22 protein-coding genes are annotated in these 26,112 nt (G+C 73.4%); 14 read left to right on the top strand and 8 right to left on the bottom strand.

The genetic code is table 11. From position 1 onward, the window contains the following. Positions 1-94: 94 nt before the first annotated feature. The 5 genes from ABS735_RS24735 to ABS735_RS24715 all read right to left on the bottom strand — a co-directional run bounded on the left by ABS735_RS24735 (position 95) and on the right by ABS735_RS24715 (position 4,266). Positions 95-634 carry a GNAT family N-acetyltransferase gene (locus ABS735_RS24735; protein WP_373900369.1) on the bottom strand — a complete coding sequence of 180 codons (540 nt, stop codon included), beginning with the start codon at positions 632-634 and terminating at the stop codon, positions 95-97. After that, a complete protein-coding gene (locus ABS735_RS24730) occupies positions 631-1,029 on the bottom strand; it encodes a RidA family protein (protein WP_373900370.1) in 399 nt (132 codons plus the stop codon). Before ABS735_RS24730 ends, ABS735_RS24735 begins: the two co-directional genes overlap by 4 nt. Before the next feature lie 57 nt (positions 1,030-1,086). Continuing rightward, on the bottom strand, positions 1,087-2,679 hold the full coding sequence (locus ABS735_RS24725) for an alpha/beta hydrolase (protein ID WP_373900371.1): 1,593 nt from the start codon (positions 2,677-2,679) through the stop codon (positions 1,087-1,089). A 179-nt stretch (positions 2,680-2,858) separates the two neighbouring features. Further along, positions 2,859-3,158, bottom strand: a complete 300-nt coding sequence (locus tag ABS735_RS24720) for a putative quinol monooxygenase (RefSeq protein WP_373900372.1) — start codon at positions 3,156-3,158, stop codon at positions 2,859-2,861. Between the two features lie 61 nt (positions 3,159-3,219). Beyond that, entirely contained in the window at positions 3,220-4,266 is a 1,047-nt protein-coding gene (locus ABS735_RS24715; RefSeq protein WP_373900373.1) for an Rv2578c family radical SAM protein, read from the bottom strand. A 160-nt stretch (positions 4,267-4,426) separates the two neighbouring features. Between ABS735_RS24715 and ABS735_RS24710 the strand changes: the two genes are divergently transcribed. The 9 genes from ABS735_RS24710 to ABS735_RS24670 all read left to right on the top strand — a co-directional run bounded on the left by ABS735_RS24710 (position 4,427) and on the right by ABS735_RS24670 (position 16,869). After that, complete coding sequence (locus ABS735_RS24710) at positions 4,427-4,870, top strand: SRPBCC family protein (RefSeq protein WP_373900374.1); 444 nt, start codon at positions 4,427-4,429, stop codon at positions 4,868-4,870. A gap of 150 nt (positions 4,871-5,020) precedes the next feature. Beyond that, entirely contained in the window at positions 5,021-7,477 is a 2,457-nt protein-coding gene (locus ABS735_RS24705; RefSeq protein WP_373900375.1) for an MFS transporter, read from the top strand. 145 nt (positions 7,478-7,622) lie between these two features. Next, positions 7,623-10,121: a SpoIIE family protein phosphatase gene (locus ABS735_RS24700; RefSeq protein ID WP_373900376.1), complete on the top strand. Its 2,499-nt coding sequence runs from the start codon at positions 7,623-7,625 to the stop codon at positions 10,119-10,121. A gap of 220 nt (positions 10,122-10,341) precedes the next feature. Next, the gene (locus ABS735_RS24695; RefSeq protein ID WP_373900378.1) at positions 10,342-11,067 is read left to right on the top strand and encodes a class I SAM-dependent methyltransferase; all 726 of its coding nucleotides are present in this window, start codon (positions 10,342-10,344) and stop codon (positions 11,065-11,067) included. A gap of 100 nt (positions 11,068-11,167) precedes the next feature. Continuing rightward, the gene (locus ABS735_RS24690; RefSeq protein WP_373900379.1) at positions 11,168-12,001 is read left to right on the top strand and encodes a M55 family metallopeptidase; all 834 of its coding nucleotides are present in this window, start codon (positions 11,168-11,170) and stop codon (positions 11,999-12,001) included. Then, complete coding sequence (locus tag ABS735_RS24685; protein WP_373900380.1) at positions 11,994-13,325, top strand: M20/M25/M40 family metallo-hydrolase; 1,332 nt, start codon at positions 11,994-11,996, stop codon at positions 13,323-13,325. Before ABS735_RS24690 ends, ABS735_RS24685 begins: the two co-directional genes overlap by 8 nt. Positions 13,326-13,375: 50 nt before the next feature. Further along, positions 13,376-15,343 carry a prolyl oligopeptidase family serine peptidase gene (locus ABS735_RS24680; protein WP_373900381.1) on the top strand — a complete coding sequence of 656 codons (1,968 nt, stop codon included), beginning with the start codon at positions 13,376-13,378 and terminating at the stop codon, positions 15,341-15,343. Positions 15,344-15,348: 5 nt separating this feature from the next. Then, positions 15,349-16,272 (top strand): S66 peptidase family protein, encoded by a 924-nt coding sequence (locus ABS735_RS24675; RefSeq protein ID WP_373901256.1) that lies wholly within the window; start codon positions 15,349-15,351, stop codon positions 16,270-16,272. Positions 16,273-16,290: 18 nt separating this feature from the next. Then, positions 16,291-16,869, top strand: a complete 579-nt coding sequence (locus ABS735_RS24670) for a GNAT family N-acetyltransferase (protein WP_373900382.1) — start codon at positions 16,291-16,293, stop codon at positions 16,867-16,869. Here ABS735_RS24670 and ABS735_RS24665 read toward each other — a convergent pair. After that, positions 16,841-16,987 carry a DUF6204 family protein gene (locus tag ABS735_RS24665; protein ID WP_373900383.1) on the bottom strand — a complete coding sequence of 49 codons (147 nt, stop codon included), beginning with the start codon at positions 16,985-16,987 and terminating at the stop codon, positions 16,841-16,843. The two genes, ABS735_RS24670 and ABS735_RS24665, sit on opposite strands and share 29 nt — an antisense overlap. Positions 16,988-17,144: 157 nt before the next feature. Between ABS735_RS24665 and ABS735_RS24660 the strand changes: the two genes are divergently transcribed. Continuing rightward, positions 17,145-19,148, top strand: coding sequence for a DUF5107 domain-containing protein (locus tag ABS735_RS24660; RefSeq protein WP_373900384.1), 2,004 nt, complete (start codon positions 17,145-17,147; stop codon positions 19,146-19,148). A gap of 27 nt (positions 19,149-19,175) precedes the next feature. Here the strand turns inward: ABS735_RS24660 and ABS735_RS24655 are convergent, their stop codons facing one another. Next, a complete protein-coding gene (locus ABS735_RS24655) occupies positions 19,176-19,526 on the bottom strand; it encodes a VOC family protein (protein WP_373900385.1) in 351 nt (116 codons plus the stop codon). Between the two features lie 80 nt (positions 19,527-19,606). Between ABS735_RS24655 and ABS735_RS24650 the strand changes: the two genes are divergently transcribed. After that, positions 19,607-20,137, top strand: a complete 531-nt coding sequence (locus tag ABS735_RS24650; protein ID WP_373900386.1) for a phage holin family protein — start codon at positions 19,607-19,609, stop codon at positions 20,135-20,137. Positions 20,138-20,219: 82 nt separating this feature from the next. Here the strand turns inward: ABS735_RS24650 and ABS735_RS24645 are convergent, their stop codons facing one another. Then, the gene (locus ABS735_RS24645; RefSeq protein WP_373900387.1) at positions 20,220-21,182 is read right to left on the bottom strand and encodes an LLM class F420-dependent oxidoreductase; all 963 of its coding nucleotides are present in this window, start codon (positions 21,180-21,182) and stop codon (positions 20,220-20,222) included. A 181-nt stretch (positions 21,183-21,363) separates the two neighbouring features. Between ABS735_RS24645 and ABS735_RS24640 the strand changes: the two genes are divergently transcribed. The 3 genes from ABS735_RS24640 to ligD all read left to right on the top strand — a co-directional run bounded on the left by ABS735_RS24640 (position 21,364) and on the right by ligD (position 26,107). Further along, entirely contained in the window at positions 21,364-23,271 is a 1,908-nt protein-coding gene (locus ABS735_RS24640) for an NAD(P)/FAD-dependent oxidoreductase (RefSeq protein WP_373900388.1), read from the top strand. After that, a complete protein-coding gene (locus tag ABS735_RS24635) occupies positions 23,268-25,115 on the top strand; it encodes a transketolase (RefSeq protein WP_373900389.1) in 1,848 nt (615 codons plus the stop codon). The genes ABS735_RS24640 and ABS735_RS24635 overlap by 4 nt, the downstream gene beginning before the upstream one ends. A gap of 86 nt (positions 25,116-25,201) precedes the next feature. Then, positions 25,202-26,107 (top strand): non-homologous end-joining DNA ligase, encoded by a 906-nt coding sequence (gene ligD, locus ABS735_RS24630; RefSeq protein WP_373901257.1) that lies wholly within the window; start codon positions 25,202-25,204, stop codon positions 26,105-26,107. The last annotated feature ends 5 nt before the right edge of the window (positions 26,108-26,112 follow it).

The following is a 26,112-nucleotide window of genomic DNA, read 5'->3' as shown; positions in this document are numbered from 1 at the left end:
GACGGCGGAGCCCAGCAACGACCGCTCGGCGCCGAAGCGTCGGGGCAGGCAGCGGTGAGAGGCCGCCGGCCGGTGCCGGGGCGGTGACGGGCCGTCAGCCGCTCAACGGCCGCGCGTACCGCACCTCCGGCACCGCGACCCCCTCCACCACGAAGGGCTCCTCGGCGCCGTCGGGGCGGAAACCCGCCCGCTCGTAGAAGCGCCGGGCGCGGGCGTTGCCCTTGAGCACCCACAGGAGCATGCGCGCGTGCCCGGCGGCCGCGCACCGGCGTACCGACTCCCCGAGCAGGGCCTGCCCGACGCCCGCGCCGAACCGTCCGGCGTCGACGTAGATCGCGTACAACTCGGCGTCCGCGGTGCGCACCTCGCCGTCCCGGTAGGGGCCGTGGCAGGCCCAGCCGACGACCTCGCCGCCGTCGTCCTCGGCGACCAGGTTCACCACGTTCTCCGGGGCCCCTGCGAGCAGGGCGCGGCGCCGCTCGGTGTCGGCGGCGGCGTCCATCGCGTCGAGGTACGGCTGCGGCATCAGTCCCCGGTAGGCGGTCTGCCAGCCCCGGACGCGGATCCGGGACACGCGGTCGCAGTCGCCGAGGGTCATCTCCCGCACCCGCACCCGCACCGGCGGCAGGCTCACGGCGCCACGACCGCGAACGCCTCGATCTCCATGAGGAACTCCGGCCGCACCAGCGCGCCCACCTGTACCGCCGAAGCGGCCGGCAGCCGGTCGTCCGGTATGTGCTCGGCGCGCGCCGCGCGGATCGCGCCCATGTGCGCCATGTCCGTGACGAAGAAGGTCAGCTTCACCACGTCGTCGAAGGTCGCTCCGGCCGAGGCCAGACACCGGCGCAGGTTCTCGAACACCTGGCGGGCCTGGGCCGCGGGGTCGCCCTCGCCGACCACCTTGCCGTCCTCGTCCAGGGCGAGCTGCCCCGAGACGGCCACGAACCGTCCGGTGCCGAGGACGACATGGGTGCACTGCGCGGCGGGCGCGACGCCCTCGGGGGCGGGGATCCTGGTCAGCTCACTCATGCGTCCATCGTGGACCACGGCACTGACAACGCCCCGACGGGGTGGCGGACGGAACGGCTAGCCGCGGAAGCCGAGCAGCCCGTGCAGGGTCGAACCGCGCGAGGACGTCGAAGCCGCCTTGGACTCCAGCGGCTTCGGGTCCGGCAGCGCCGGGCACACCGCGTCCGCCGCGCCGCCGTCGCCGTGCGGCACGGTGCCGTCGGCCAGGTAGGCGGCCAGGTGCTCGTCCAGGCAGTCGTTCCCGCTCAGCGTGATGCCGTGGTTCCCGCCGCCCTCCTCCACGACGAGGCCGGAGCCGCGCAGCAGGCGGTGCGCGGTGACACCGCCCTCGTACGGGGTGGCCGCGTCGCCGGTCGCCTGGAACAGCAGTACCGGGGGCAGCTCGCCGTTGGCGACGTCCACCGGCTGCCGGGACGCCGTGGGCCAGAACGCGCACGGTGCGTTGTACCAGGCGTTGTTCCACACCATGAAGGGCGCCTTCTCGTACAGGTCCCAGCTGTCGTCGCGCCACTCGTCCCAGTCGCGCGGCCAGCTCGCGTCGCGGCACTCGACGGCGGTGTAGACGCTGTACCCGTTGTCCCCGGAGGCGTCCAGGGCACCGAAGTTCTCGTACGCCTCGACGAGCGGGCCGGTGTCCTCGTCGTTGACGTACGCGGCGAACGCCTCGGCCAGGTAGGGCCAGTAGCCGTTGTAGTACCCGCCGGGCATGTAGGTGTCCTCCAGCTCGGAGGCGCCGACCTTCCCCGCGGCGGGCCGTTTCGCCAGCGCCGCCCGCATGGCGTACCAGGCGGCCTCGACCCGCTCGGGATCGGTGCCCAGCCCGTACGCCGCGTCGTGCTCGGCGATCCAGGCCAGGAACGCCCGGTGGCGGTCGTTGAAGGCGAGGTCCTGGTTGAGGTTGGCGTCGTACCAGACGTCGTCCGGGCCGACGACCGAGTCCAGGACCAGCCTCCGCACCCGGCCCGGGTAGAGCTTGGCGTAGACGGCGCCCAGGTAGGTGCCGTACGAGTAGCCGAAGTAGTTGACCTTCTCCGAGCCGAGCGCCGCGCGGATCGCGTCCACGTCCCGCGCGGCGCTGACCGTGTCGATGTACGGCAGTACGTCCGCGTACTTGTCGCCGCAGGCGTCGGCGAATGACTTGGCGCGCGTCAGGTTGGCCTGCTCGACGTCCGGCGTGTCCGGCAGCGAGTCGGGACGCACGGGGTCGAAGTGCCCCGGCAGGCAGTCCAGCGCGGGAGTGCTCCTGCCGACGCCGCGCGGGTCGAAGCCGACGACGTCGTACTGGGCGGCCACCTCCGCGGGCAGCGACGACGCCACGAACCCGGCGAGTGTCAGCCCGCTGCCGCCAGGACCGCCGGGATTCACCAGCAAGGGGCCCTGGTACGTCCCGGCGGTGTGCGGCACGCGGGACAGCGCCAGCGTGATCTGCCTCCCGCGCGGACGCGCGTGGTCGAGCGGCACCTCGAGGGACGCGCACTGGAGCGTCGGGTAGTCCTCCGTGGCGCACGTCTTCCAGTGCAGGTCCGCGGCGGGCGCGGCGGGCGGAGCGGGGCGCGCGGGCCAGGGGGTGCTCGCGTCGGCGGGGACGGCCGTGACGGTCCCGGCGGCGATGACGGCGGCGCCGCACAGCACGGCTGCGCGTTGTCTCATGGCGTTCTCCCAGGACTCCCAGGACGGAGAGGCTGCGGTCCGCGCGGGTCGCGGTCCTCGCCGGATCGTCCCGGGGAGCGCCTTCGGAAGAACGCGAGCTGTCCATAGTTGACCCAATTGGGCCGGAAGATGCCCTCCAATGCCCTTGCTCCGACGCTCCTGGTGGGCTCACGGTGCCGTCAGAGCCCCAGCCCGCCCGCGACCGACACCTCCTGCCTGGTGAACTCTCCCGTCAGCATCGGCCTGGCCCTGCCGATGGCGTCCCTCGCCTCGGGCAGTTCCAGCGAAGCGTCGTGATGTTCCCGGGTCCGCCATACCTCGGTCACCCAGATCGTCGTCTCGTCGTCGTCGGACAGACCCACGAGACAGAGGTCGCACCCGGCTTCCCGCAGCCCGCCGGCGGCGCTCAGGAGAAGGGTGACGACCTCGTCGCGGAAGCCGGGACGGGTCTTCATGGAGGCGATGCAGCCGTAGGTCACGGAGGATCCTTTCACCGGGGCGGGACCGACTTCTTCGACCGGAACTCGTACCCGCAGGCTGTCAGATGAGGGAAAGCTGCACCGGCTCGGTGGTCGCGGGCCCCGTCGAGTGGGAAGGCTCCGGCTCCGCGATCCTCCGGGGCATCCCCGCGCGCGTGGGACCGATGCCGTACTCGCGGGCCAGATCGTGCACCTGGCGGGTGATCCGGCGCTGGTACCACTTCGGGGCGTAGGCGCCGTCCGCGTACAGCCGCTCGTACCGGCGGACCAGGTGTGGGTGGTGCTGTCCGAGCCAGGCCATGAACCACTCGCGGGCGCCCGGGCGCAGATGCAGCACCAGGGGCGTCACCGAGGTGGCGCCGGCGGCGGCGATGGCGCGCACGGTGGCCCTCAGCTGGGCCGGCTCGTCGCCGAGGAAGGGGATGACCGGCGCCATCAGCACCCCGCAGCCGATGCCGCGCTCGCCGAGGGCCCGTACGACCTCCAGCCGTCGCTCCGGTGCCGGAGTGCCCGGCTCCACGGTGCGCCACAGCTCCGCGTCGGTGAAACCGACCGAGACCGATATCCCCACGTCCGTCACCCGGGCCGCCCGGGTCAGCAGGTCCAGGTCGCGCAGGATCAGCGTGCCCTTGGTGAGGATCGAGAAGGGGTTCGCCCGCTCGGTGAGGGCCTCGATGATGCCCGGCATCAGCCGGTAGCGGCCCTCCGCGCGCTGGTAGCAGTCGACGTTGGTGCCCATCGCGACGTGCTCGCCCTGCCAGCGGCGCGAGGCCAGCTGACGGCGCAGCAGCTCGGGCGCGTTCACCTTGACGACGATCTGGGAGTCGAAACCGAGCCCCGTGTCGAGGTCCAGGTAGCTGTGCGTCTTGCGCGCGAAACAGTAGACGCACGCGTGCGTGCAGCCCCGGTAGGGGTTCACCGTCCACTCGAACGGCATGCGCGAGGCCCCCGGCACCCGGTTCAGGATCGAGCGGGCCCGCACCTCGTGGAAGGTGATGCCTCTGAACTCGGGCGTGTCGAACGTGCGGGTGGTGACGGCGTCCGCGCCGAACAGCGCGGTGTCCGCTGCCCGGGCGTGGTCGGAGTCCGTGAGGTTCTCCCAGCGCATTGCGGCCTCCTCGGTAGCACTGGCCGACACAATAGAACACTTGTTCCCTTGATCGTGCGGGTGAGTCGCGCGGGGCCGCTTCGCGCCCCCCGATTTGGTGGCCGCGCGGTGGGGTGGTTGGCTTGCCCCGAACCCGAGAACCAGGCCCTGGAGGAACCCGATGGCGCAGGTCGAGGCGACGACGGAGCGGATCGTCGCAGCGGACGCGGAGACGGTGTTCGACACCCTCGCCGACTACAGCGGCACCCGCGAGAAGCTGCTGCCCGAGCACTTCAGCGAGTACGAGGTCCGTGAGGGCGGCGACGGCGAGGGCGCCCTCGTGCACTGGAAGCTGCAGGCCACCAGCAAGCGCATCCGTGACTGCCTGCTGGAGGTCACCGAGCCGACCGACGGCGAGCTGGTCGAGAAGGACCGCAACTCCTCCATGGTCACCACCTGGCGGGTCACCCCGGCGGGCGAGGGCAAGTCCCGGGTCGTCGTGGTCACCACCTGGCAGGGTGCCGGCGGTGTCGGCGGCTTCTTCGAGAAGACCTTCGCGCCCAAGGGCCTCGCCCGGATCTACGACGCCATGCTCACCAAGCTCGCCGCCGAGGTCGAGAAGTAGCCAAAGGGCAAGCGTGCGACGCCCGTTGGGCGCCTCACCGGTTCGAGTGATCTCCGCGCGAACCCGTCGTACTTCCGTAACTCGTCGCACTTGTTCGCAGTTGTCGCCTCAGGTGGCAAATGTGAGCAGGTGTGACGAGGGGAGCGGTACGTGGGCGGGATCACTCTGGTGCAGGATCCGGTGCAGGACGAACCGGTCGTCGCTCCCCAGGAGCCACCCGAACCTCCCGCTGCCGGACCGGAGCCGGAGCCGGATCGGGACCGGGACCCCGGGCTGAGCCCGCGCCGGGTCCGGCTGGTCTTCGTCGGGCTGATGCTGGCGCTGCTGCTCGCCGCCCTCGAGCAGATGATCGTCGCCACGGCGCTGCCGAAGATCGTCGGCGAGCTGCACGGCCTGGACCGGATGTCCTGGGCGATCACCGCGTACCTGCTCACCTCGACCGTCGGTCTGCCGATCTACGGCAAGCTCGGCGACCTCTTCGGCCGCAAGGGCGTCTTCCAGTTCGCCATCCTGGTCTTCGTCGTCGGCTCCGCGCTCGCCGGACGCGCGCAGAGCATGGACCAGCTGATCGCCTTCCGCGCGGTGCAGGGCGTCGGCGCCGGCGGCCTGATGATCGGCGTACAGGCGATCATCGCGGACATCGTGCCGCCCCGCGAGCGCGGCCGCTTCATGGGTCTGATCGGTGCCGCCTTCGGACTCGCCTCGGTCGCGGGCCCGTTGCTGGGCGGCTACTTCACCGACCACCTCTCCTGGCGCTGGTGCTTCTACATCAACGTGCCCTTCGGCCTGGTCACCATGGCCGTCGTCGCCGTCGTCCTCAAGCTGCCCAGGCCGCGGGTCAAGCCCCGCCTCGACATCCTCGGCGCCCTGCTGCTCGCCGCCGCCTCCACCTGCCTGGTGCTGCTCACCAGCTGGGGCGGCACCGAGTACGAGTGGGGGTCGAAGACGATCCTCGGTCTCGCCGCCGGAGCGGCCGGGACCACCCTGCTCTTCCTGGTCGCCGAGCGCTTCGCGCCCGAACCGCTGATCCCGCTGCGCCTGTTCCGGGACTCCATCTTCAACGTCACCGCCCTGGTAGGCCTCGTCATCGGCGTCGCCCTGTTCGGCGCCGCCAGCTACCTGCCGACCTTCCTCCAGATGGTCGACGGAGCCAGCGCCACGGAATCCGGCCTGCTGATGCTCCCGATGATGGGCGGCGTCGTCGGCGCCTCGATCATCTCCGGACAGCTCATCAGCCGCACCGGTCACTACCGGATCCACCCGATCCTCGGCAGCGCGCTGTCCGTCGTCGGCATGTGGCTGCTCTCCCGCCTCGACACCGACACGCCCCGGCTGCACTACAGCATCTGGATGGCCGTCCTCGGCGCCGGCATCGGCATGGTGATGCCCGTCCTCGTCCTCGCCGTCCAGAACTCCGTGCGCCCCGCCGACCTGGGCACCGCCACCAGCGCCAACAACTACTTCCGGCAGATCGGCGGCAGCGTCGGCGCGGCCGTGTTCGGCACCCTCTTCGCGGGCCGGCTCACCGACGCCCTGGCCGACCGGATCCCCGCCGAAGCGGGGGCCGAGCTCCCCGACGCCGAGGCCATCACCCCCCAGCTCGTCCACTCCCTGCCCCCGGCGCTGCGCGACGCCTACATCGGGGCGTACGCCGACGCCATGCCGCGGATCTTCCTCTACCTGGTGCCGGTGCTCGTCCTCGGGCTCCTCATCGCCCTCTTCCTCAAGGAGAAACCACTGGTGTCCCACAACGCCCCCGTCACCGAGCCGGAGACCGCGCAGCACGCGCAGTACGCACCGCAGGCGCAGCCGGCCGCCCAGGTCCCGCCGGCCCGGTCGCCCTACGCCGGCGGCATCCCCGTCTGCGGCACGGTGCAGCACCCCGACGGCACCGTCGTGCCGCGCGCGGCGCTCACCCTCATCGACGTCGGCGGCCAGCAGATCGGCCGGGGCGCCAGCGGCGACGACGGACGGTACGCGCTGGCCACACCCGGCTCCGGGGCGTACGTCCTGATCGCCGCGGCCGGCGGCCACCAGCCGCAGGCGGTCTCCGTCACCGTCGGCGAACGCCCGGTCGAACTGGACGTCGTCCTCGGCGGCGCCGGACGCCTGGCGGGCAGCGTGCTGACCGCCGACGGCAGCCCCGTGCGCGACGCGATCGTCACCCTCACCAACGTCCACGGCGAGGTCGTCTCCACCACCCGCAGCGGACGCGAGGGCGGCTACGTCATCACCGAGCTGGTGGCCGGCGAGTACACCCTCGCCGCCAGCGCCCCCGCCTTCCGCCCGGCCGCGCTGCCGGTCAGCGTCCAGGCCGCCCGGGAGACCCGCCAGGACGTCGAACTGGCAGGCGGCGCCGTGCTGCGCGGCACCGTGCGGGCCGGCGGCGGACGGGTCGTCGAGGACGCGCGCGTGACGCTGCTCGACGCGGCGGGCAACGTGGTGGACACCCTGACCACCGGGCCCGACGGCACGTTCCGGTTCGTGGACCTGTCGTCCGGCGAGTACACCGTCATCGCGGCCGGATACCCGCCCGTCGCGACCGTGCTCCAGGTGGCCGGCGGCGGCCGCACGGAACGCGACCTGCAGCTCGGACACGAGGACTGAGACCGGCCACCGGCGCGCGGGCGCGCGCCGGTGTGTTCGCGCGCCACCAATTCCCCCGTTGCCGCACATGGTCACCGGCCACCACCGTACGGTGGTGACGGCGACACAGATCTTGCGGAGCCGTGGGCAGAGAGGGCCTGACGCCATGGACCATGGCACCGAGCGGGACGCACCTCCCGGCCACCGGGCCGGACCCGACACCGTGCCGGCCGACCCCGTGACGGGCCGCGTCCCACTGGCCGTCGTCGTGGTGGACCGCGACGGACTGGTCTCCCACTGGAGCCGAGGCGCACGGCGGCTGTTCGGCCTGCCCAAGGAAGCGGCGATCGGCCGGCCCGCCCCCGACCTGCTGCCCGTCTCGGGCGTGCTCCCCGGGGACGGGACCGCGGCCGGGACCGGGGGCGACGACTTGGCCTACGGCTCGTACCCGGACCACGACGGCCTGGGGCCCGGCCTGGAGTCCTCCCTCGACGGGCGGCTGTCCTACCCGGCGGCAGGCCGCGCCCGGCTGACCGTGCCGGCCGACAACCGCGTCGACGTGCTCTGGTGGGCGTACCCCCTGGTGGGACCAGGTCCGGAGCGGCTGCTCGTGCTGGCCGCCGACGCGGACGGGCTGCGCCGGGACTACGCCGACGGGAGCGCCGGGGCGACCGTCGTCGAGCGGATCGCGCCCGGATTCGCCCTGCACACCGACTTCCCCGGCGCCGACGAACTCGCCCGCCGCCTCCCCGAGATCCTGCCCAGCACGAGCGTCGGCGAGAGCGCCCGCATCGTCGCGCAGGTCCTCGAACTGGGCTATCCCATCCTTGAGTTCAGCCAGAACGACCGGGTGCCCGTCACCCCCGACTGGGGCGTGCCCCGGCGTGCCGAGCGCCGGGCGCGCCGCGAGCGGGCCGCGCGGGCACTGGCGGCCGGTGAGCCAGTGCCGGAGGAGCTGCTGGACGAGGCCGAGGACCTGGAGTACGCCGCCGTCCGCGAACGCCTTGAGTTCCTCAACGAGGTCAGCGGCGCGATCGGCACCTCGCTGGACCTCTCGCGGACCATCCTCGAAGTCAGCCGGGCGGTCGTCCCCCGCTTCACCGACGTCGCCGGCACCTATCTGCGCGAACAGGTCGTCGCGGGGGAGGGCTTCCCCGACGGCGTGCCCGACACGACGACGATGTGGCACCGGGTCGCCCTGGAGCACACCGACGAACCCGGCCGCTGGGACGACGTCGTACCGGTCGGCGAGGCGATGCCCTTCCCGGCGCACACCCCCTTCTTCCAGTGCATGACCAGCGGCGAGCCGGTCCTGGTGCCCCGCATCACCGAGGAGATGGGCCACGCCATCGCCTCCCAGTTCGAGAAGCGGGACATCCGGCCGCTCATCACGGGCCGCTCGATGCTGCTGGTGCCGCTGAAGGCGCGCAACGTCGTCCTCGGCTTCATGGTCCTGCTCCGGCACCCGGAGCGGCCCGTCTTCAACGACATGGACCGCGTCACCGGCGCCGAACTCGCCGCCCGCGCGGGGCTCGTACTCGACAACGCGCGCATGTACACCCACCAGGAGAACGTCGCAGAGACGCTCCAGGACAGCATGCTGCCGCACATCCCCGCGCGCATGGCCGGCTGCGACATCGCCACCCGCTACCTGCCGGGCACGTTGCTCGGCCGGGTCGGCGGCGACTGGTTCGACTCGGTCAAGCTGCCCGGCGCCCGCACCGCCCTCGTCGTCGGCGACGTCATGGGTCACGGGCTGGGCTCGGCCGCGATGATGGGGCAACTGCGCACCGCCGTCCAGACCATGGCCGGCCTCGACCTGCCGCCCGCCCAGCTCCTGCGCAACCTCGACGACCTCGCCCAACGGCTCGGCGACACCCACCTCGCGACCTGCCTGTACGCCGTGTACGACCCCATCGCCGGGGAACTGCACCTCGCCAATGCCGGGCACATCCCGCCCGTCCTGGTCCGTGCCGAGGACGGCGCCAGCGAGCTGATCGACCTGCCGACGGGGGCGCCGATCGGCGTCGGAGGGGTGCCCTTCGAGTCGGTGCGCGTGCCGGTGGCACCCGGCGACCGGCTGGTGATGTGCACCGACGGCCTGGTGGAGGTGCGCGGCGAGGACATCGGCGTCGGCCTCGCCACCCTCTGCGAATCCGCCGCACACCCGGCCGCGTCCATGGACGACGCCTGCGACACCATCATCCGCGCCCTGGGCATCCGCGGCGGCCGCAAGGACGACGTCGCCCTGCTGATGGCCCGGCTGACCGGCATCGAGCCCGACGCCGTCGCCGAGTGGCGCCTCGCCCGCGACCCGGCCGAGGTGGGCCGCGCCCGCGCGGCGGTCCGCGAGCAACTCCACGACTGGGGGCTGCCGAAGCTGGCCGGTCCGGCGGAGCTGATGGTCAGCGAACTCGTCACCAACGCCGTCCGCCACGCGCACGCCCGCCCCGTCGAACTGCGCCTGGTCCGTGCCGACACGCTGCTGTGCGAGGTGGACGACGACGACCACGACCTGCCCGCCCTGAAGAGCGCCGGCCCGTCGGACGAGACCGGGCGCGGTCTGAGGGTCGTCAGCACCCTGGCCCGTGAATGGGGCGCCAGCCGCACCAACGCGGGCAAGACGGTGTGGTTCGAACTGACGCTGCCCGCGCGGTACCGCTAGCGCCGATGCGCCGGGCGTCCCCGCCCCGCCGCCGTTCACGTCGACCCTGTCCCGGCTCACCGCCGCAGCCCACCGGGCCCGCCCGCGGCCCGGATCCGCCCGGCGCGAACGACCGGTGAAGGAATGCGCCGGGCGCTTGTGGCCGTGCGCCGGGCGCGATACACCGTACGGACCCGTCGACGTCGGCGGGCTCGTACGTCGTCGCACCTGGGGAGCGGGCATGAGCGTGACGAGTCGGTACCGGGATGCCTGGGAAGGCTTCTGGAACGAGGCCGCCGAGGGCCAGGGGGCGGTGTTCTGGGACGCGGAGCCGACACTGACCGCCGGTCGCCACCTGGCTTACTTCGAGCCGCACCTGACCGACCCCGGCCTGCCGCTGATCGACCTGGGCTGCGGCAACGGCACCCAGACCCGCTACCTCGCCGAACGTTTTCCGCACGTCGTCGGCGCCGACCTCTCGACGGCCGCCCTCACCCACGCCCGCCACGCCGATCCGGCGGGTGTGGCCGCGTACCGTCAACTGGACGCCGCGGACAAGGCCGAGGCGGAGATCCTGCACGCGGAGCTGGGCGACGCCAACGTCTACGTCCGCGGCGTCCTGCACCAGTGCGAGCCCGACGACCGCCAGCCGCTGGCCGACGCCCTCGCCACGCTCCTCGGCGAACGCGGCCGCGCCTTCCTGGTCGAGCCCTCCCCGGCCGCCAAGACCGTCCTGATGGGCCTGGCCCGGGGTCCCGCCGGCCCGCCCGCCAAACTCGCCCCCGTGCTCCGCCACGGCCTGACCCCCGGCGCCGTCCCCGACGAGGCCGTGCCGGAGTACCTCCGCGCGGCCGGCCTCACCGTCCTGGCGAGCGGCGACCTTCCTCTGACCACCACGGAGTACACGCCGGACGGCACCCGCATCGAGCTGCCGTCGACGTGGGTGGTGGCGGGCCGGCGTGCGTGACGTGGGGCCTGACCAGGGCTGACCGATTATTGGTCTGGACCGGTGAGAGTTATCCACAGGCCTGGCTGAGGCTCGACGGGACCGCGTAACGTGACGCCACATGAAGATCCTCATCAGTGCCGACATGGAAGGCGCCACCGGTGTCACCTGGCCGGCCGACGTGTTGCCGGGGACGCCGCAGTGGGAGCGGTGCCGGTCGATGTTCACCTCGGACGTGAACGCGGCCGTGCTGGGATTCTTCGACGGCGGTGCCGACGAGGTGCTGGTCAACGAGGCGCACTGGACCATGCGCAACCTGCTCCTGGAGCGGCTCGACGAGCGCACGCAGATGCTCACCGGGCGGCACAAGGCGCTGTCCATGGTGGAGGGCGTCCAGCACGGGGACGTGGACGGCATCGCGTTCGTCGGCTACCACGCGGGCGCCGGCATGGAGGGCGTCCTCGCGCACACCTACCTCGCCAACCAGCTCACCGGCGTCTGGCTGAACGACGTACGGGCCAGCGAGGGTCTGCTCAACGCACACGTGGTCGCCGAGTACGGAGTGCCCGTGGTGCTGGTCACCGGGGACGACGTGGCCTGCGAGGACGCGCTCGGGTACGCGCCCGAGGCGCGCAAGGTCGCGGTCAAGGACCATGTGTCGCGGTACGCGGCCGTGTGCCGCACGCCCGCCAGGACCGCCGCCGACATCCGGGCCGCGGCCAAGGAGGCCGCCGCGCTCGCGGTGCGCCACGAGCCGGTCAGCGGCGGGCCCTTCACCCTCGCCCTGGAGTTCGACGCCGAGCATCTGGCTGCGGCCGCGACCGTCGTGCCCGGGGTGGCGCAGGTCGGCGAGCGGAAGGTGGCCTACACGCACGACACGATGTTCGAGGCGATCCGGACGTTCAAGGCGGTCACGACGATCGTCTCTGCGGCGGTGGAGGAGCAGTATGGCTGAGCAGACGGGCACCGGACCGGACACCGACGCGCAGGCGCTGGACGAGGTCGTCCGGTTCACCTCCGAGCTGATCCGGATCGACACCACGAACCGGGGCGGCGGCGACTGCCGGGAGCGGCCCGCCGCCGAGTACGCCGCCGCGCGGCTCGCCGAGGCCGGGATCGAGCCCACGCTGCTGGAGCGGACCGAGGGCCGCACCAACGTCGTGGCCCGCATCGAGGGCACCGACCCGTCGGCCGACGCGCTGCTGGTCCACGGTCACCTGGACGTGGTGCCCGCCGAGGCCGCCGACTGGAGCGTGCACCCCTTCTCCGGGGAGATCCGCGACGGCGTCGTCTGGGGGCGCGGCGCGGTCGACATGAAGAACATGGACGCGATGATCCTCGCGGTCGTGCGCGACTGGGCCCGGCAGGGGGTACGGCCCCGGCGGGACGTGGTGATCGCGTTCACCGCCGACGAGGAGGCCAGTGCCGAGGACGGCTCCGGCTTCCTCGCCGACCGGCACGCCGCGCTGTTCGAGGGCTGTACCGAGGGCGTGAGCGAGTCCGGGGCGTTCACCTTCCACGACGGGGCCGGGCGGCAGTTCTATCCCATCGCCGCCGGTGAGCGCGGTACGGGCTGGCTCAAGCTCACCGCGCGCGGACGGGCCGGGCACGGTTCGAAGGTGAACCGGGAGAACGCGGTCACCCGGCTCGCCGCCGCGATCACCCGCATCGGCGCTCACGAGTGGCCGCTGCGCCTCACCCCGACCGTGCGCGCCGCCCTGACCGAGATCGCCGCCGTCTACGGCATCGAGACCGACCTGAACGACGTCGACGCGCTGCTGGACAAGCTCGGCCCGGCCGCCAAGCTGGTCGAGGCCACCGTCCGCAACAGCGGCAACCCGACCATGCTGGACGCCGGGTACAAGGTCAACGTCATCCCCGCAGAGGCCGTCGCCCACGTCGACGGGCGGTTCCTGCACGGCGGCGAGGAGGAGTTCCGCAGCACCCTCGACCGGCTCACCGGGCCGGACGTGGACTGGGAGTTCGTCCACCGCGAGGTGGCCCTCCAGGCGCCGGTGGACTCGCCGACGTACGCCCGGATGCGCGCGGCGGTGGAGGAGTTCGCGCCCGAGGGGCACGTCGTGCCGTACTGCATGTCCGGGGGCACGGACGCCAAGCAGTTCTCCCGGCTAGGCATCACCGGCTACGGCTTCGCGCCGCTGAAGCTGCCCGAGGGCTTCGACTACCAGGCCCTCTTCCACGGCGTGGACGAACGGGTCCCCGTCGAGGCGCTGCACTTCGGAGCCCGCGTCCTGGACCGCTTCCTGCGCACCGCCTAGAGACAGACCCGGGGCCCGGTACCCGAGCGAACGAGCACTTGGAGGAGAACGTGGGGGAGTCAGTGCCGACTCTTTCGTACGGATCGTGGCCCTCGCCCGTCGACGCGGCCCTCGCCGCCGCGCACGACGGACGGCCCGACGACGTCGGCTTCGTCGGCGACGAGGTGTGGTGGACCGCGCCCCGGCCCACCGAGGGCGGGCGGCGGACCCTGGTGCGGCGGCACGCCGACGGCACCGAGGAGCCGGTGCTGCCCGCACCGTGGAACGTACGCAGCCGTGTCATCGAGTACGGCGGCCGTCCGTGGGGTGCGGTCACGACCGACGCCGGTCCGCTCGTGGTCTTCGTGAACTTCGCCGACCAGCGGCTGTACGCCTTCGCTCCGGGCGGCGGTGAGCCGCGCCCGCTGACGCCGCTGTCCGCGGTGGGCGGCGGGCTGCGCTGGATCGAGCCGGACCCGCGTCCCGAGCGCGGCGAGGTGTGGTGCGTCCTGGAGGAGTTCACCGGCGAGGGGCCCACCGACCTGCGCCGTCTCCTGGTGGCGGTGCCGCTGGACGGCTCCGCGGCCGACGACCGGGGCGCGGTCCGCGAACTCGCCCCCGAGCGGCACCGCTTCGTCACCGGCCCCCGCCTCTCGCCCGACGGGCACCGCGCGGCCTGGCTCGCCTGGGACCACCCGCGCATGCCCTGGGACGGCACCGAGCTGATCGTCGCCGAGGTCGGCCCCGAGGGCACGTTCCAGGAACCCCGGACCGTCGCCGGCGGGCCCGAGGAGTCGATCGCCCAGGTCGACTGGGCCCCGGACGGCACCCTGCTGTACGCCTCCGACCGCACCGGCTGGTGGAACCTCTACCGCGACGGGCAGCCCCTGTGCGCCCGCGAGGAGGAGTTCGGCGGGCCGCTGTGGAAGCTCGGGCAGCGCTGGTTCGCGCCCCTGGACAGCGGCCTGATCGCCGTCCTGCACGGCCGGGGCGCCGCGGTCCTCGGCATACTCGACCCCGAGACCGGCGAGGTCGCCGACGCGGCGGGCCCCTGGACCGAGTTCGCACCGGCCCTCGCCGCGCACGGGGAGCGGATCGTCGGCGTGGGCGCGAGCCCGCACAGCGGCTACGAGGTCGTCGAGCTGGACGCCCGCACCGGCCACGCCCGAGTGATCGGCGCCCCGCACGAGGACGCCACCGACCCGGCCTACTACCCGCAGCCGCGGATCCGCACCTTCCCGGGGCCGGGCGGACGCGAGATCCACGCCCACCTCTATCCGCCGCACAACCCCGGCTGCCGCGCCCCGGACGGCGAACTGCCGCCGTACGTCATCTGGGCGCACGGCGGCCCCACCAGCCGTTCCCCGCTCGTCCTCGACCTGGAGATCGCCTACTTCACCTCCCGCGGCATCGGCGTCGCCGAGGTCAACTACGGCGGCTCCAGCGGGCACGGCCGGGAATACCGCAACCGGCTGCGCGAGCAATGGGGAGTCGTCGACGTCGAGGACTGCGCGGCCGTCGCCGTCGCCCTCGCCGAGGAGGGCACCGCGGACCCGGAGCGGCTCGCCGTGCGCGGCGGCAGCGCGGGCGGCTGGACATCCGCCGCGTCGCTGGCCACCACCGACGTCTACGCCTGCGGCACGATCCTCTACCCGATCCTCGACCTGACCGGCTGGGGCACCGGCGAGACCCACGACTTCGAGTCGCAGTACCTGGAGAGCCTGATCGGCCCGTACGCCGAGGTCCCGGGCCGTTACACCGAGCGGTCGCCCGCCGAGCACGCCGAGAACGTCACCGCCCCCTTCCTGCTGCTCCAGGGACTCGACGACGTGATCTGCCCGCCCGTGCAGTGCGAGCGGTTCCTCGAACGCATGGCGGGCCGCGGAGTGCCGCACGCCTACCTCGCCTTCGAGGGCGAAGGGCACGGATTCCGTCGGGCGGAGACCATGGTGCGTGCTCTGGAGGCCGAACTCTCGCTCTACGCCCAGGCCTTCGGGCTGACCCCGCCCGGAGTGCCGACCCTGGAGCTGACCCGGTGAGCAAGGTGGAAGAGATGGTCCGGCCGGCCCGGCTCGCCCCCGGCGCCCGGGTGGCCGTCGTCGCGCCCAGCGGCCCCGTGCCCGAGGAGCGGCTCCAGGCGGGCCTGGACGTGCTGCGCGGCTGGGACCTGGACCCGGTCGTGGCACCGCACGTGCTGGACCGGCACGGCACCTTCGACTATCTCGCGGGCACCGACGCCGACCGGGCCGCCGACCTCCAGGCCGCCTGGTGCGACCCGTCCGTGGACGCGGTGCTGTGCGCCCGCGGCGGGTACGGCGTCCAGCGCATGGCCGACCTGCTCGACTGGGAGGCGATGCGGGCGGCCGGTCCCAAGGTGTTCGTCGGCTTCAGCGACATCACCGCGCTGCACGAGGCGTTCGCCACCCGCCTAGGCCTGGCCACCCTGCACGGTCCGATGGCGGCCGGGATCGACTTCGTCAAGAACGCCCGGGCGCAGGAACACCTGCGGGCCACCCTGTTCGCCCCGGAGACGGTCCGTGTGATCACCTCGGGCGGCACCCCGCTGGTGCCGGGCCGGGCCCGGGGCGTCACCCTGGGCGGCTGCCTCGCCCTGCTCGCCGCCGAACTGGGCACCCCGCACGCCCGTCCCTCCGCGCGCGGCGGGCTGCTGTGCCTGGAGGACGTGGGGGAGGAGACGTACCGCGTCGACCGCTACCTCACACAGTTGCTGCGCGCCGGCTGGCTCGACGGGGTCGGCGGCGTGCTGCTCGGCTCGTGGGTGGGATGCGAGCCCTACGAGCGGCTGCGGCCCCTGCTGGCCGACCGGCTCGGCGGCCTCGGCGTGCCGGTCGTCGAGGACTTCGGGTTCGGGCACTGCGAGGGCGCGCTGACCGTCCCGTTCGGCGTGCCGGCGGAACTCGACGCGGACGCGGGCACCTTGACCCTCGACCGGCCGGCGCTGCGCTGACCGTCGTAGGCTGACCCCATGCCGCACACCCCGTCCCGCCACCTCGCCGAGGGCCCGCGCGTGGGCATCCGGTACTTCACCTACGAGGACGGTGCCGAGTTCACCGCCCGGGCCCGGGAGAGCAAGGACCTGCACCAGCCCTGGCTCTTCCCGCCGGACAGCGCCCAGGCGTACGAGGCCTACGCGGGCCGGCTGATCGAGGACCGCACCAAGGCCGGGTTCCTGGTGTGCGAGAAGGACCCGGACGTGACCTCCGGGGGCGCACGCGGCAGCTCCATCGCCGGGTTCGTGAACATCAACAACATCGTCGAGGGCGGGTTCCTCAGCGGCGCGCTCGGCTACGGCGCCTTCGCGCACGCGGCGGGCCGCGGGCTGATGCGCGAAGGGCTGGACCTCGTGGTGCGGTACGCGTTCGGACCGATGCGGCTGCACCGGCTGGAGATCAACGTGCAGCCGGGCAACGCCGCCTCGATCGCGCTGGCCCGCGCCTGCGGCTTCCACCTGGAGGGCTTCTCGCCGAGGATGCTCTACATCGACGGCGCCTGGCGCGACCACCAGCGCTGGGCGATCACCGCCGAGTCCGTGACTTCCGGTTGATCTTCATCGTGTCCAGGTCCGTCACCGTCGCCTCGGCCGGCAACCGGGCACGGGCGTCCTCGGTCAGACCGTCCCAGGTGCCCCGGACGATCACCCGGTAGGTGTGCTGCTCACTCACGTGCCCGCTCTCCTTCGTCTGCGTGCGTACGCGCCGACCGCCCGACCGTAAGCCCTGTCCGCACCACCCCCACCGGATCAAACGTGAGCCACGTCGCCCCGGCCCGGCCGACGGAGCCCCTGTTCACCGCGCCGGTGAGCGGCTTCCATGGGGAACCGTGACGACGATCCGACGTGAGGTACTGACCCTGCCCGCCGCGCCGCTGGGTCCGGACAACCCCCTGCCGCCGCTGCGCCCCCTGGACGAGGCCCACCGCATCGACGACCGGGACCGGGCGGACCTGCCGCGCGACATGGCCCGCCAGGTCGACTACGAGCCACTGCGCAGCCTGCTGCCCGTCCAGGTCCGGGACGGTTACGGACGCGGGCGCGAACCGAGCGAGCTGGACGCGCTCGTCATCGAGAACGACCGGCTGCGGGCCACCGTCCTGCCGGCCCTCGGCGGCCGCATCGCCTCCCTCCGCCACAAGCCGACCGACCGCGAACTCCTCTACGTCAACCCCGTGCTCCAGCCCGCCAACTTCGCCCTCAACGGCGCCTGGTTCTCCGGCGGCGTCGAATGGAACATCGGCGCCACCGGCCACACCACCCTGTCCTGCTCACCCGTGCACGCCGCCCTCGTCCCCGCCCCCGACGGCGGACGGATGCTGCGCCTGTGGGAGTGGGAGCGGCTGCGCGACCTGCCCTTCCAGGTCGACCTGTGGCTGCCGGACGGCTCGGACTTCCTGTACGTCGGCGCCCGGATCCGCAACCCGCACGAACGCCCGGCGCCCACCTACTGGTGGTCCAACATCGCCGTCCCCGAGGACCGCCACGTCCTCGCCCCCGCCGACGAGGCCTGGCTCCCCCACTGCCTGAAGGGCGTGGGAGGTACCCCCATCGGCTACGAACGCCGACTGCGCCGCGTGCCCGTGCCGGAGTACGACGGCGTCGACCGGACGTACCCGCTGAACAGCACCTACGCCGCCGACTACTTCTACGAGGTGCCGGACCACCGGCGCCGCTGGATCGCCGCCCTCGACGAGCAGGGGCACGGGCTGGTGCAGACCTCGACCGACGTGCTGCGGGGCCGCAAGCTGTTCGTGTGGGGCACCGGACCCGGCGGCCGACGCTGGCAGGAGTGGCTCACCGAGCCCGGCACCGGCGGCTACTGCGAGATCCAGGCCGGCCTCGTCCGCACCCAGCTCGAACACGTCAGGCTGGAGGCGGAGAGCGAGGTGTCCTGGCTGGAGGCGTACGGGCCGCTCGACGCCTCGCCGGAGGGCGACTGGCACACCGTGCTGCGCGGGGCCGAGGACCGGCTCGAGGCCGCCCTGCCACGGGCCGACGTCGACGCCGCGTACGACGCCTGGCTGCCGTACGCCGACGCCGAGCCCGGCGAGCGCCTGGCCACCGGGTCGGGCTGGGGCGCGCTCGAAGTGCTGCGGGCCGGCTGGAAACTGCCCGGCACCCCCTTCGACGAGGACACCCTCGGCGAGGAACAGCGGCCCTGGCTGCACCTGCTGCGCGCCGGGGCACTGCCCGAGCCGGAACACCACGAGCCGCCCGGCGGGACGCTGGTCGCCCGGCCCTGGCGGGACATGCTGGAGACCACGGCCGCCACACCCCTCGCCGAGTACCACCTCGGAGTCGCCCAGTGGCACGGCGACGACCGCGCGCAGGCGGTGCGCAGCTGGGAGCGCGGACTCAAGACCGCCGCCGACCGCTGGCCGCTGCTGCGCTGCCTCGCCGTCGCCGACCAGGAGGACGGCCACCACGAGCGCGCCGCCGACCGGTACGCGGATGCCTTCGACGATCTGTGCGCACGCCGGCCGGACGGGCCGGACGGTGCCGGCGGGGACGAACGGTGGACGGCCGTCGCCGCCGCGCTCGGCCTGGAGGCGACCGGGGCGCTGCTCGCGGCCGGGCGCACGGCGGACGCCCGTGCCGTGTGGGAGCGACTGGATCCCGTGATCCGGGCCCGCGGCCGGTTCCGGCTGACGGAGGCGGAGCTGCTGGCCGCCGAGGGCCGGCGCGAGCGGGCGCGGGCCGTCTTCGACGAGGGCTTCGAGGTCGCCGACCTGAGGGAGGGCGCCGAGAGCATCGGTCTGCTGTGGGCGCGGCTCGACGACGCGCCGCTCCCGGCCCGCTACGACTTCCGGATGCGGCCGGACGGGGAGTGAGCCGCGCCCACCCCGCCCGGAACCCGCCTACTTCTGCTGCCGGTCCACGTACTCGTAGATCGCCCCGTCCGGGTGCCGGGCGATCAGGTTGCGGCCCGCCGGAGTGGGGACCGGGCCGGCGATGATGTCCGCGCCCAGTGAGCTGAGTACGCGGTGCGTCTCCTCGACGTCCGTCACGGCGATCGTCGCGGCCACCTTGCGCAGCACCTCGAGTTGGGACTCGGGCCCGCTCATCAGCAGGAAGCAGCCGACGGCGGCGACTTCGACGCCACCGCGTTCGAAACGGAGGGCCTCGCCACCGGCCAGGCCCTCGTAGAAGGGGATCGCCTTGTCCAGGTCGTCGACGTAGATGCGCAGTGTGGCTCCCAGAATGTCCATACGGAGGAGCCTAGTTGGGTCCACCGGCCGGCCACTCCCGCTCCGGCCATGGAAGTCGGGCCCGCGGGTACCCGCAACCCATGGAACGCATGGATCACTTGGAACACCTGGACAGGCAACTGGTCGACGAACTGGCGCAGGTGGCACGCGAGACCGTGCGCGACGAACTGCGCGAACAGACCCGCAGGCAGCGCCGCAAGGCCACGCTGTACGCCGCGTCCGGCACCGCCGCCCTGTACGCGGGCGCCGCCGTCGCGCTCGCCGTGGGACTGGCACTCGCCGTCGCACTGCCCGGCTGGGCCGCCGCGCTGATCACGGCCGCCCTCCTGGGCGTCGTGGCCCACCTGCTGCGCGGCGCGGCCCGGCCGCACGCCTCCGGGCCGGGCTCCGCCCACGGCGCCGGGCCCGCCCACGTCGTCGGCGGCGGTCCGCCCGGCGCGCCCCCGAGCGGACTCGGCATGCCGTATCCGCCGATGCCGCCCGTCGCGCCCGGCGGCGCGGGCGGAGCGACCGGGGCCCCGGGCGCGGGCACGCCCGCCCCGGGCGGCACCGGGCCGGCGGCCCCGCGCCAGGACGACATCGACCCCGAGGCCGGGCGGGAGCGCGGCTGACCGGCCGCGGGCAGAGGTACGCCCCGCACGGACAGGCGATCCGTGCGGGGCGTACCCCTGTGCCGTCCGGCCGTGACGTCCGTCAGGCGCTCTGCTGGAGCTGCGGCAGCACCTTGGTGCGGTAGAGGTCGAAGAAGCCGCGCAGGTCCGGGCCGATCTGGTTGACGTAGACGCGGTCGAAGCCGGCGTCCGCGAACTGCTTCAGCTCCGCGACGTGCTCGTCCACGTCGTCGCCGCACACCCGGTTGTCGCGGACCATGTCCTCGGTGACCAGGGTCTGCGCCTGCTCGAAGTGCTTCGGCGAGGGCAGCACCTGGCCCAGCTCGCCGGGCAGCTGTTCGTTGGCCCACAGCCGGTGCACCGTGCGTACGGCCGCGTCCTTGTCGGTGTCGTAGCAGACCTTCGTGCCCCCGCTGACCAGCTTCCCGCCGCCCCCGCCCTTGCGGTACTGCTCCACCATCGAGGTGTCCGGCATCATCGTGATGTAGCCGTCGCCGACCCTGGCCGCCAGTTTCGTCGCCGCCGGGCCGAAGCCCGAGATGTCGATCGGGACCGGCTCGTCCGGCACCGTGTACAGGCGGGCGTTCTCCACCGTGTAGTGGGTGCCGTGGTGGTTGACCTCCTCGCCGGTGAGCAGTCGGCGGATGATCAGGATGGCTTCCTCGAGCATCTCCAGGCGGACGTGCGCGGCGGGCCAGGCATCGCCGAAGATGTGCTCGTTCAGCGCTTCGCCGGTGCCGACGCCCAGCCGGAAGCGGCCGTCCGTCATCACCGCGCTGGTCGCCGCGGCCTGGGCCACCACCGCCGGGTGGATACGCACGGTCGGGCAGGTCACCGCCGTCTCCACCGGCAGGGACACGGCGTCGGACAGGGCGCCGATCACCGACCACACGAACGGGCTCTGGCCCTGTTCGCCGTTCCAGGGGTGGTAGTGGTCGGAGATCCACAGCGCCTGGAATCCGGCCTGCTCGGCCATCCGCGCCTGCTCGATGAGCTCCGCGGGACCGTACTGCTCGCACGAGAGGAAATAGCCGTACTCGGGCATGAGGGGGTGCCTCCGGACAGGGTGCGGGTGGGTCCGGGGCCGGGTACCCGGGCGCCGGGCCGGAAACCGGCGGCGCGGCGCTTCCTCGCCGGCGGGTCGCGGCTTCCCCGTGGACGTTTGGGCGCCCTGGTCAAGGGGACGCGGAAGGCTCACGAGGTACGCGACAGCCCGGAGGCGAACCGTGAGCCGACCCCGCATCGTGATCGTCGGTGCCGGCTTCGCCGGGTACCGGACGGCCCGCACCCTGTCCCGGCTCACCCGGCACCAGGCCGACATCACCCTGCTCAACCCGACCGACTACTTCCTCTACCTGCCCCTGCTGCCCCAGGTCGCCGCCGGAATCCTGGAACCGCGCCGGGTCAGCGTCTCCCTGTCGGGCACGCTGCCGCACGTACGGCTGGTGCTCGGCGAGGCCGACGGCATCGACCTCGACGGACGCGCCGTGCACTACACCGGCCCGGAGGGCGAGGAGGGCACCCTGTCCTTCGACCGGCTGGTGCTCGCCGCGGGCAGCGTCAACAAGCTGCTGCCCATCCCCGGCGTCGCCGAGCACGCCCACGGCTTCCGCGGGCTGCCGGAGGCGCTCTACCTGCGCGACCACGTGACCCGGCAGGTGGAACTCGCCGCGGCCTCCGACGACCGGGCGGAGTGCGCCGCGCGGTGCACCTTCGTCGTGGTCGGCGCGGGATACACCGGCACCGAGGTCGCCGCGCACGGCGCGATGTACACCGACGCGCAGGTCCGCAAGCACCCGATGCGCACCGGCATGCGGCCCCGCTGGATGCTGCTCGACGTGGCCCCCCGGGTCATGCCGGAGATGGACGAACGGCTCTCCCGTACCGCCGAGCGTGTCCTGCGGCAGCGGGGCGTCGACGTGCGGATGGGGACCTCCGTGAAGGAGGCCACGCACGACGGGGTCCTGCTGACCGACGGCACGAGCATCGACACCCGCACCCTGGTGTGGTGCGTGGGAGTGCGGCCCGACCCGCTGGTGGAGTCCCTGGGGCTGCCCATGGAACGCGGCCGGCTGCTCGTCGACCCCCACCTCCAGGTGCCGGGGCGGCCCGAGCTGTTCGCCTGCGGTGACGTGGCCGCCGTGCCGGACCTGAACCAGCCGGGCCAGTACACGCCGATGACCGCCCAGCACGCCTGGCGGCACGGCAAGGTCTGCGCGCAGAACGTCGTCGCCTCGCTCGGCAGGGGGCAGAGGCGGGCCTACCGCCACCGCGACATGGGGTTCGTCGTGGACCTCGGCGGTGCCAAGGCCGCCGCCAACCCGCTCGGCCTGCCGATGTCCGGCCCGGCGGCGGGTGCGGTCACCCGCGGGTACCACCTCGCGGCGATGCCGGGCAACCGCGTGCGGGTCGCCGCCGACTGGCTGCTCGACGCGGTGCTGCCCCGCCAGGCCGTGCAGCTCGGCCTCGTACGGTCCTGGTCCGTACCGCTGGAGTCGTCGTCGCCCGAGGTCGCGCGGGTACCGGGGCGTCCGGAACGGACCGGGACGGACACCGGGAGCGACATCAGCAAGGACAGCAAGGGCAGCAAGGACAGCGAGGACAGCAAGGACAGCAAGGACAGCAAGGACAGCAAGGACACCGAACAGGCCGGCGACAAGCCGGGCGGCGAGTCGGCGGAGGCCCAGCCGGGGGCCGAGCCCGCGAAGGCGCGCCCGGGTGTCGAGCCGGCCAGGAGCCAGCCGGGCGGCGAGCCCGCGAAGGCCCGCCCGGGTGGCGAGCCGGCCAAGAACCAGCCCGGTGGTGAACCGGCCAAGAACCAGCCGCACGGTGGGCACGCGAACAAGGGGCAGTCCGGCTCGCCCCGCGCGTCCGGCAAGCCCCGCCGCGCCGTCGAAGCCGCCGGACCACGTCCCGGCCGGGGAGGCTCCGGAAAGCCGGGCAAGGCCTCCCGCGCGGCCGGTGCGGGTTCCGTCGGCAAACGGCCCACCGCCCCGTCCGGACCGAGCCGGTCCGCGGGCCCGCCCACCGACCCCGGTCCCGAACCGCCGGCGAACCAGCCGCCCCCGGGACCCGACATCGCCCCCGGCCCCGTCAAGCGCACCGACGGCCGTGCCGCAGAAGGAGACTCATGAACACCGGTGAACTCGTCGACCTCGGACAGCAGTTGCGCGTCGACAGCGTACGGGCGTCCACCGCCGCGGGCTCCGGGCACCCGACGTCGTCGATGTCCGCCGCGGACCTGGTGGCCGTACTGCTGGCCAACCACCTCCGCTACGACTTCGAGCGCCCCGCCCACCCCGGCAACGACCGCTTCGTGCTCTCCAAGGGGCACGCCTCGCCCCTGCTCTACTCCGCCTTCAAGGCGGCCGGCGCCATCGACGACGAAGAGCTGCTCACCTTCCGCAAGCTCGGCAGCCGCCTGGAGGGGCACCCCACGCCGCAGCGGCTGCCGTGGGTCGAGACGGCCACCGGTTCGCTCGGGCAGGGGCTGCCCGTGGGTGTCGGCATCGCGCTGTCCGGCAAGCGGCTCGACCACAACGACTACCGCGTGTGGGTGCTGTGCGGCGACAGCGAGATGGCCGAGGGATCGGTGTGGGAGGCCGCCGAGCACGCCGGGCACGAGCACCTCGACAACCTCACCGTGATCGTCGACGTCAACCGCCTCGGCCAGCGCGGACCCACCCGGCACGGCCACGACCTCGACGCCTACGCGCGCCGTTTCCGGGCCTTCGAGTGGCACACGATCGAGATCGACGGCCACGACGTCGACGCCATCGACCGCGCCTACGGCGAGGCCCTGTCCACCAAGGGCCAGCCCACCGCGATCATCGCCCGCACCCTCAAGGGCAAGGGCGTCGAGGCCGTGGAGGACCGCGAGGGACAGCACGGCAAGCCGCTGCCCAAGGCCGAGGAGGCCGTCGCCGAACTCGGCGGCCCCCGCGACATCAGGCTGCGCGTGCACGAGCCCGAGGCCGCACGAGCCCTGCACTCCACAGGGACTGGGCAGACCGAGCTGCCCCGCTACGACAAGGGCGACGAGGTCGCCACCCGCAACGCCTTCGGCGAGGCGCTCGCCGCGGTCGGCACCGCGCGCGGGGACGTCGTCGCCCTCGACGGCGAGGTCGGTGACTCCACGCGGGCCGAGTTCTTCGCCAAGGAACACCCCGAGCGCTACTTCGAGTGCTACATCGCCGAGCAGCAGATGGTCGCCGCCGCGGTGGGGATGGCGGCGCGCGGCTGGGTGCCGTTCGCCACCACCTTCGCCGCCTTCCTGACCCGCGCCTACGACTTCGTGCGCATGGCCTCGATCAGCGGCTCCGGCATCAACCTCGTCGGCTCCCACGCGGGCGTCGCCATCGGCCAGGACGGGCCCAGCCAGATGGGTCTGGAGGACCTCGCGATGATGCGGGCCATCCACGGCTCGACCGTGCTGTACCCGTGCGACGCCAACCAGGCCGCGCGCCTGGTCGCCGAGATGGCCGGCCTGGAGGGCATCCGTTACCTGCGCACCTCGCGCGGCGAGAGCAAGGTGATCTACGGCCCCGACGAGGAGTTCCCCGTCGGCGGCAGCAAGGTGCTGCGCTCCTCCGACCGCGACCGGCTCACCGTCGTCGCGGCCGGCGTCACGCTGCACGAGGCGCTCGCCGCGGCCGACGCCCTCGAACGGGACGGCATCCCGGTCCGGGTGATCGACCTGTACTCGGTCAAGCCCGTGGACCGGGCCACGCTGCGCGCGGCCGCCGAGGAGACCGGCTGCCTGGTGACCGTGGAGGACCACCGGCGGGAGGGCGGCATCGGCGACGCCGTCCTCGACGCGTTCTCGGACGGACGGCCCGTGCCCCGGCTGGTGCGGCTCGCGGTCACGACGATGCCGGGCTCCGCCACCCCGGCGGAGGAACTGCACGGCGCGGGGATCGACGCCGAGTCCATCGAGGCGGCCGCACGGATGCTCGTGGAGCAGGCGATCGTTCCGTGAGCGTGAGCGTGAGTGGGAGCGGGAGCGGGAGCAAAAGCGGGAGCGGGAGCGGGAGCCGCAGCGGGAGCGGCGGCGGCTCCCGGACCGTGCGGGCCGGCCGGCACACGGTCGAGATCCACCGGCCGGACAAGGTGCTGTTCCCGGCCGGTGACGGCGGTAGCGAGGAGTACACCAAGGGCGATCTCGTCGACTACCACCGCGCCGTCGCCCCGTTCATGCTGCCCCACCTGCGGGGCCGCCCCCTGATGCTGGAGCGGCACCCGGACGGGATCGACGGACCGCGGTTCATGCAGAAGAACACCCCGGAGCACTACCCGGAGTGGATCGACCGGGTCGAGGTCGGCAAGGAGGGCGGCACGGTCTGCCACACCGTCTGCGACGACTCCGCCACCCTCGTCTACCTCGCCGACCAGGCCGCGCTCACCCTGCACCGCTGGCTGTCCCGGGCCGACCGGGTCGACCGGCCCGACCGCATGGTCTTCGACCTCGACCCGGCCGGAGACGACTTCGAGGCGGTCCGGACGGCGGCCCGGCTGCTGGGGGAACTGCTCGACGAGCTGAAGCTGCCCTCGGCGCCGATGACCACCGGCTCCCGGGGACTGCACGTCGTCGTCCCGCTGGACGGCCACCAGGACTTCGACGACGTACGGGAGTTCGCGCGGGCGGTCGCCGACGTCCTGGCCGCGGCCCACCCCGACCGGCTCACCACCGCCGCCCGCAAGAAGGACCGGGGCGACCGGCTCTACCTCGACATCCAGCGCAACGCCTACGCCCAGACCGCGGTCGCCCCCTTCACCGTGCGCGCCCGCCCCGGCGCCCCCGTGGCCACACCCATCTCCTGGGACCAGGTGGACGACCCCGCCCTGCACGCCCGCCGCTGGTCCGTCGCGGACGCCGTCGAGCAGGCCCGCACCCGGCCCTGGGCCGGACTCACGAACCGCGTCCGGGCCCTGGGCCCCGCCCGGCGGCGGCTGAACGCCCTGCGTGGCTGAGCGCG

This window comes from Streptomyces sp. MMCC 100, assembly GCF_041538145.2.
In the GTDB taxonomy this organism is placed as follows: Bacteria; Actinomycetota; Actinomycetes; order Streptomycetales; family Streptomycetaceae; genus Streptomyces.
This window is presented reverse-complemented; position numbering and strand designations above follow the sequence as displayed.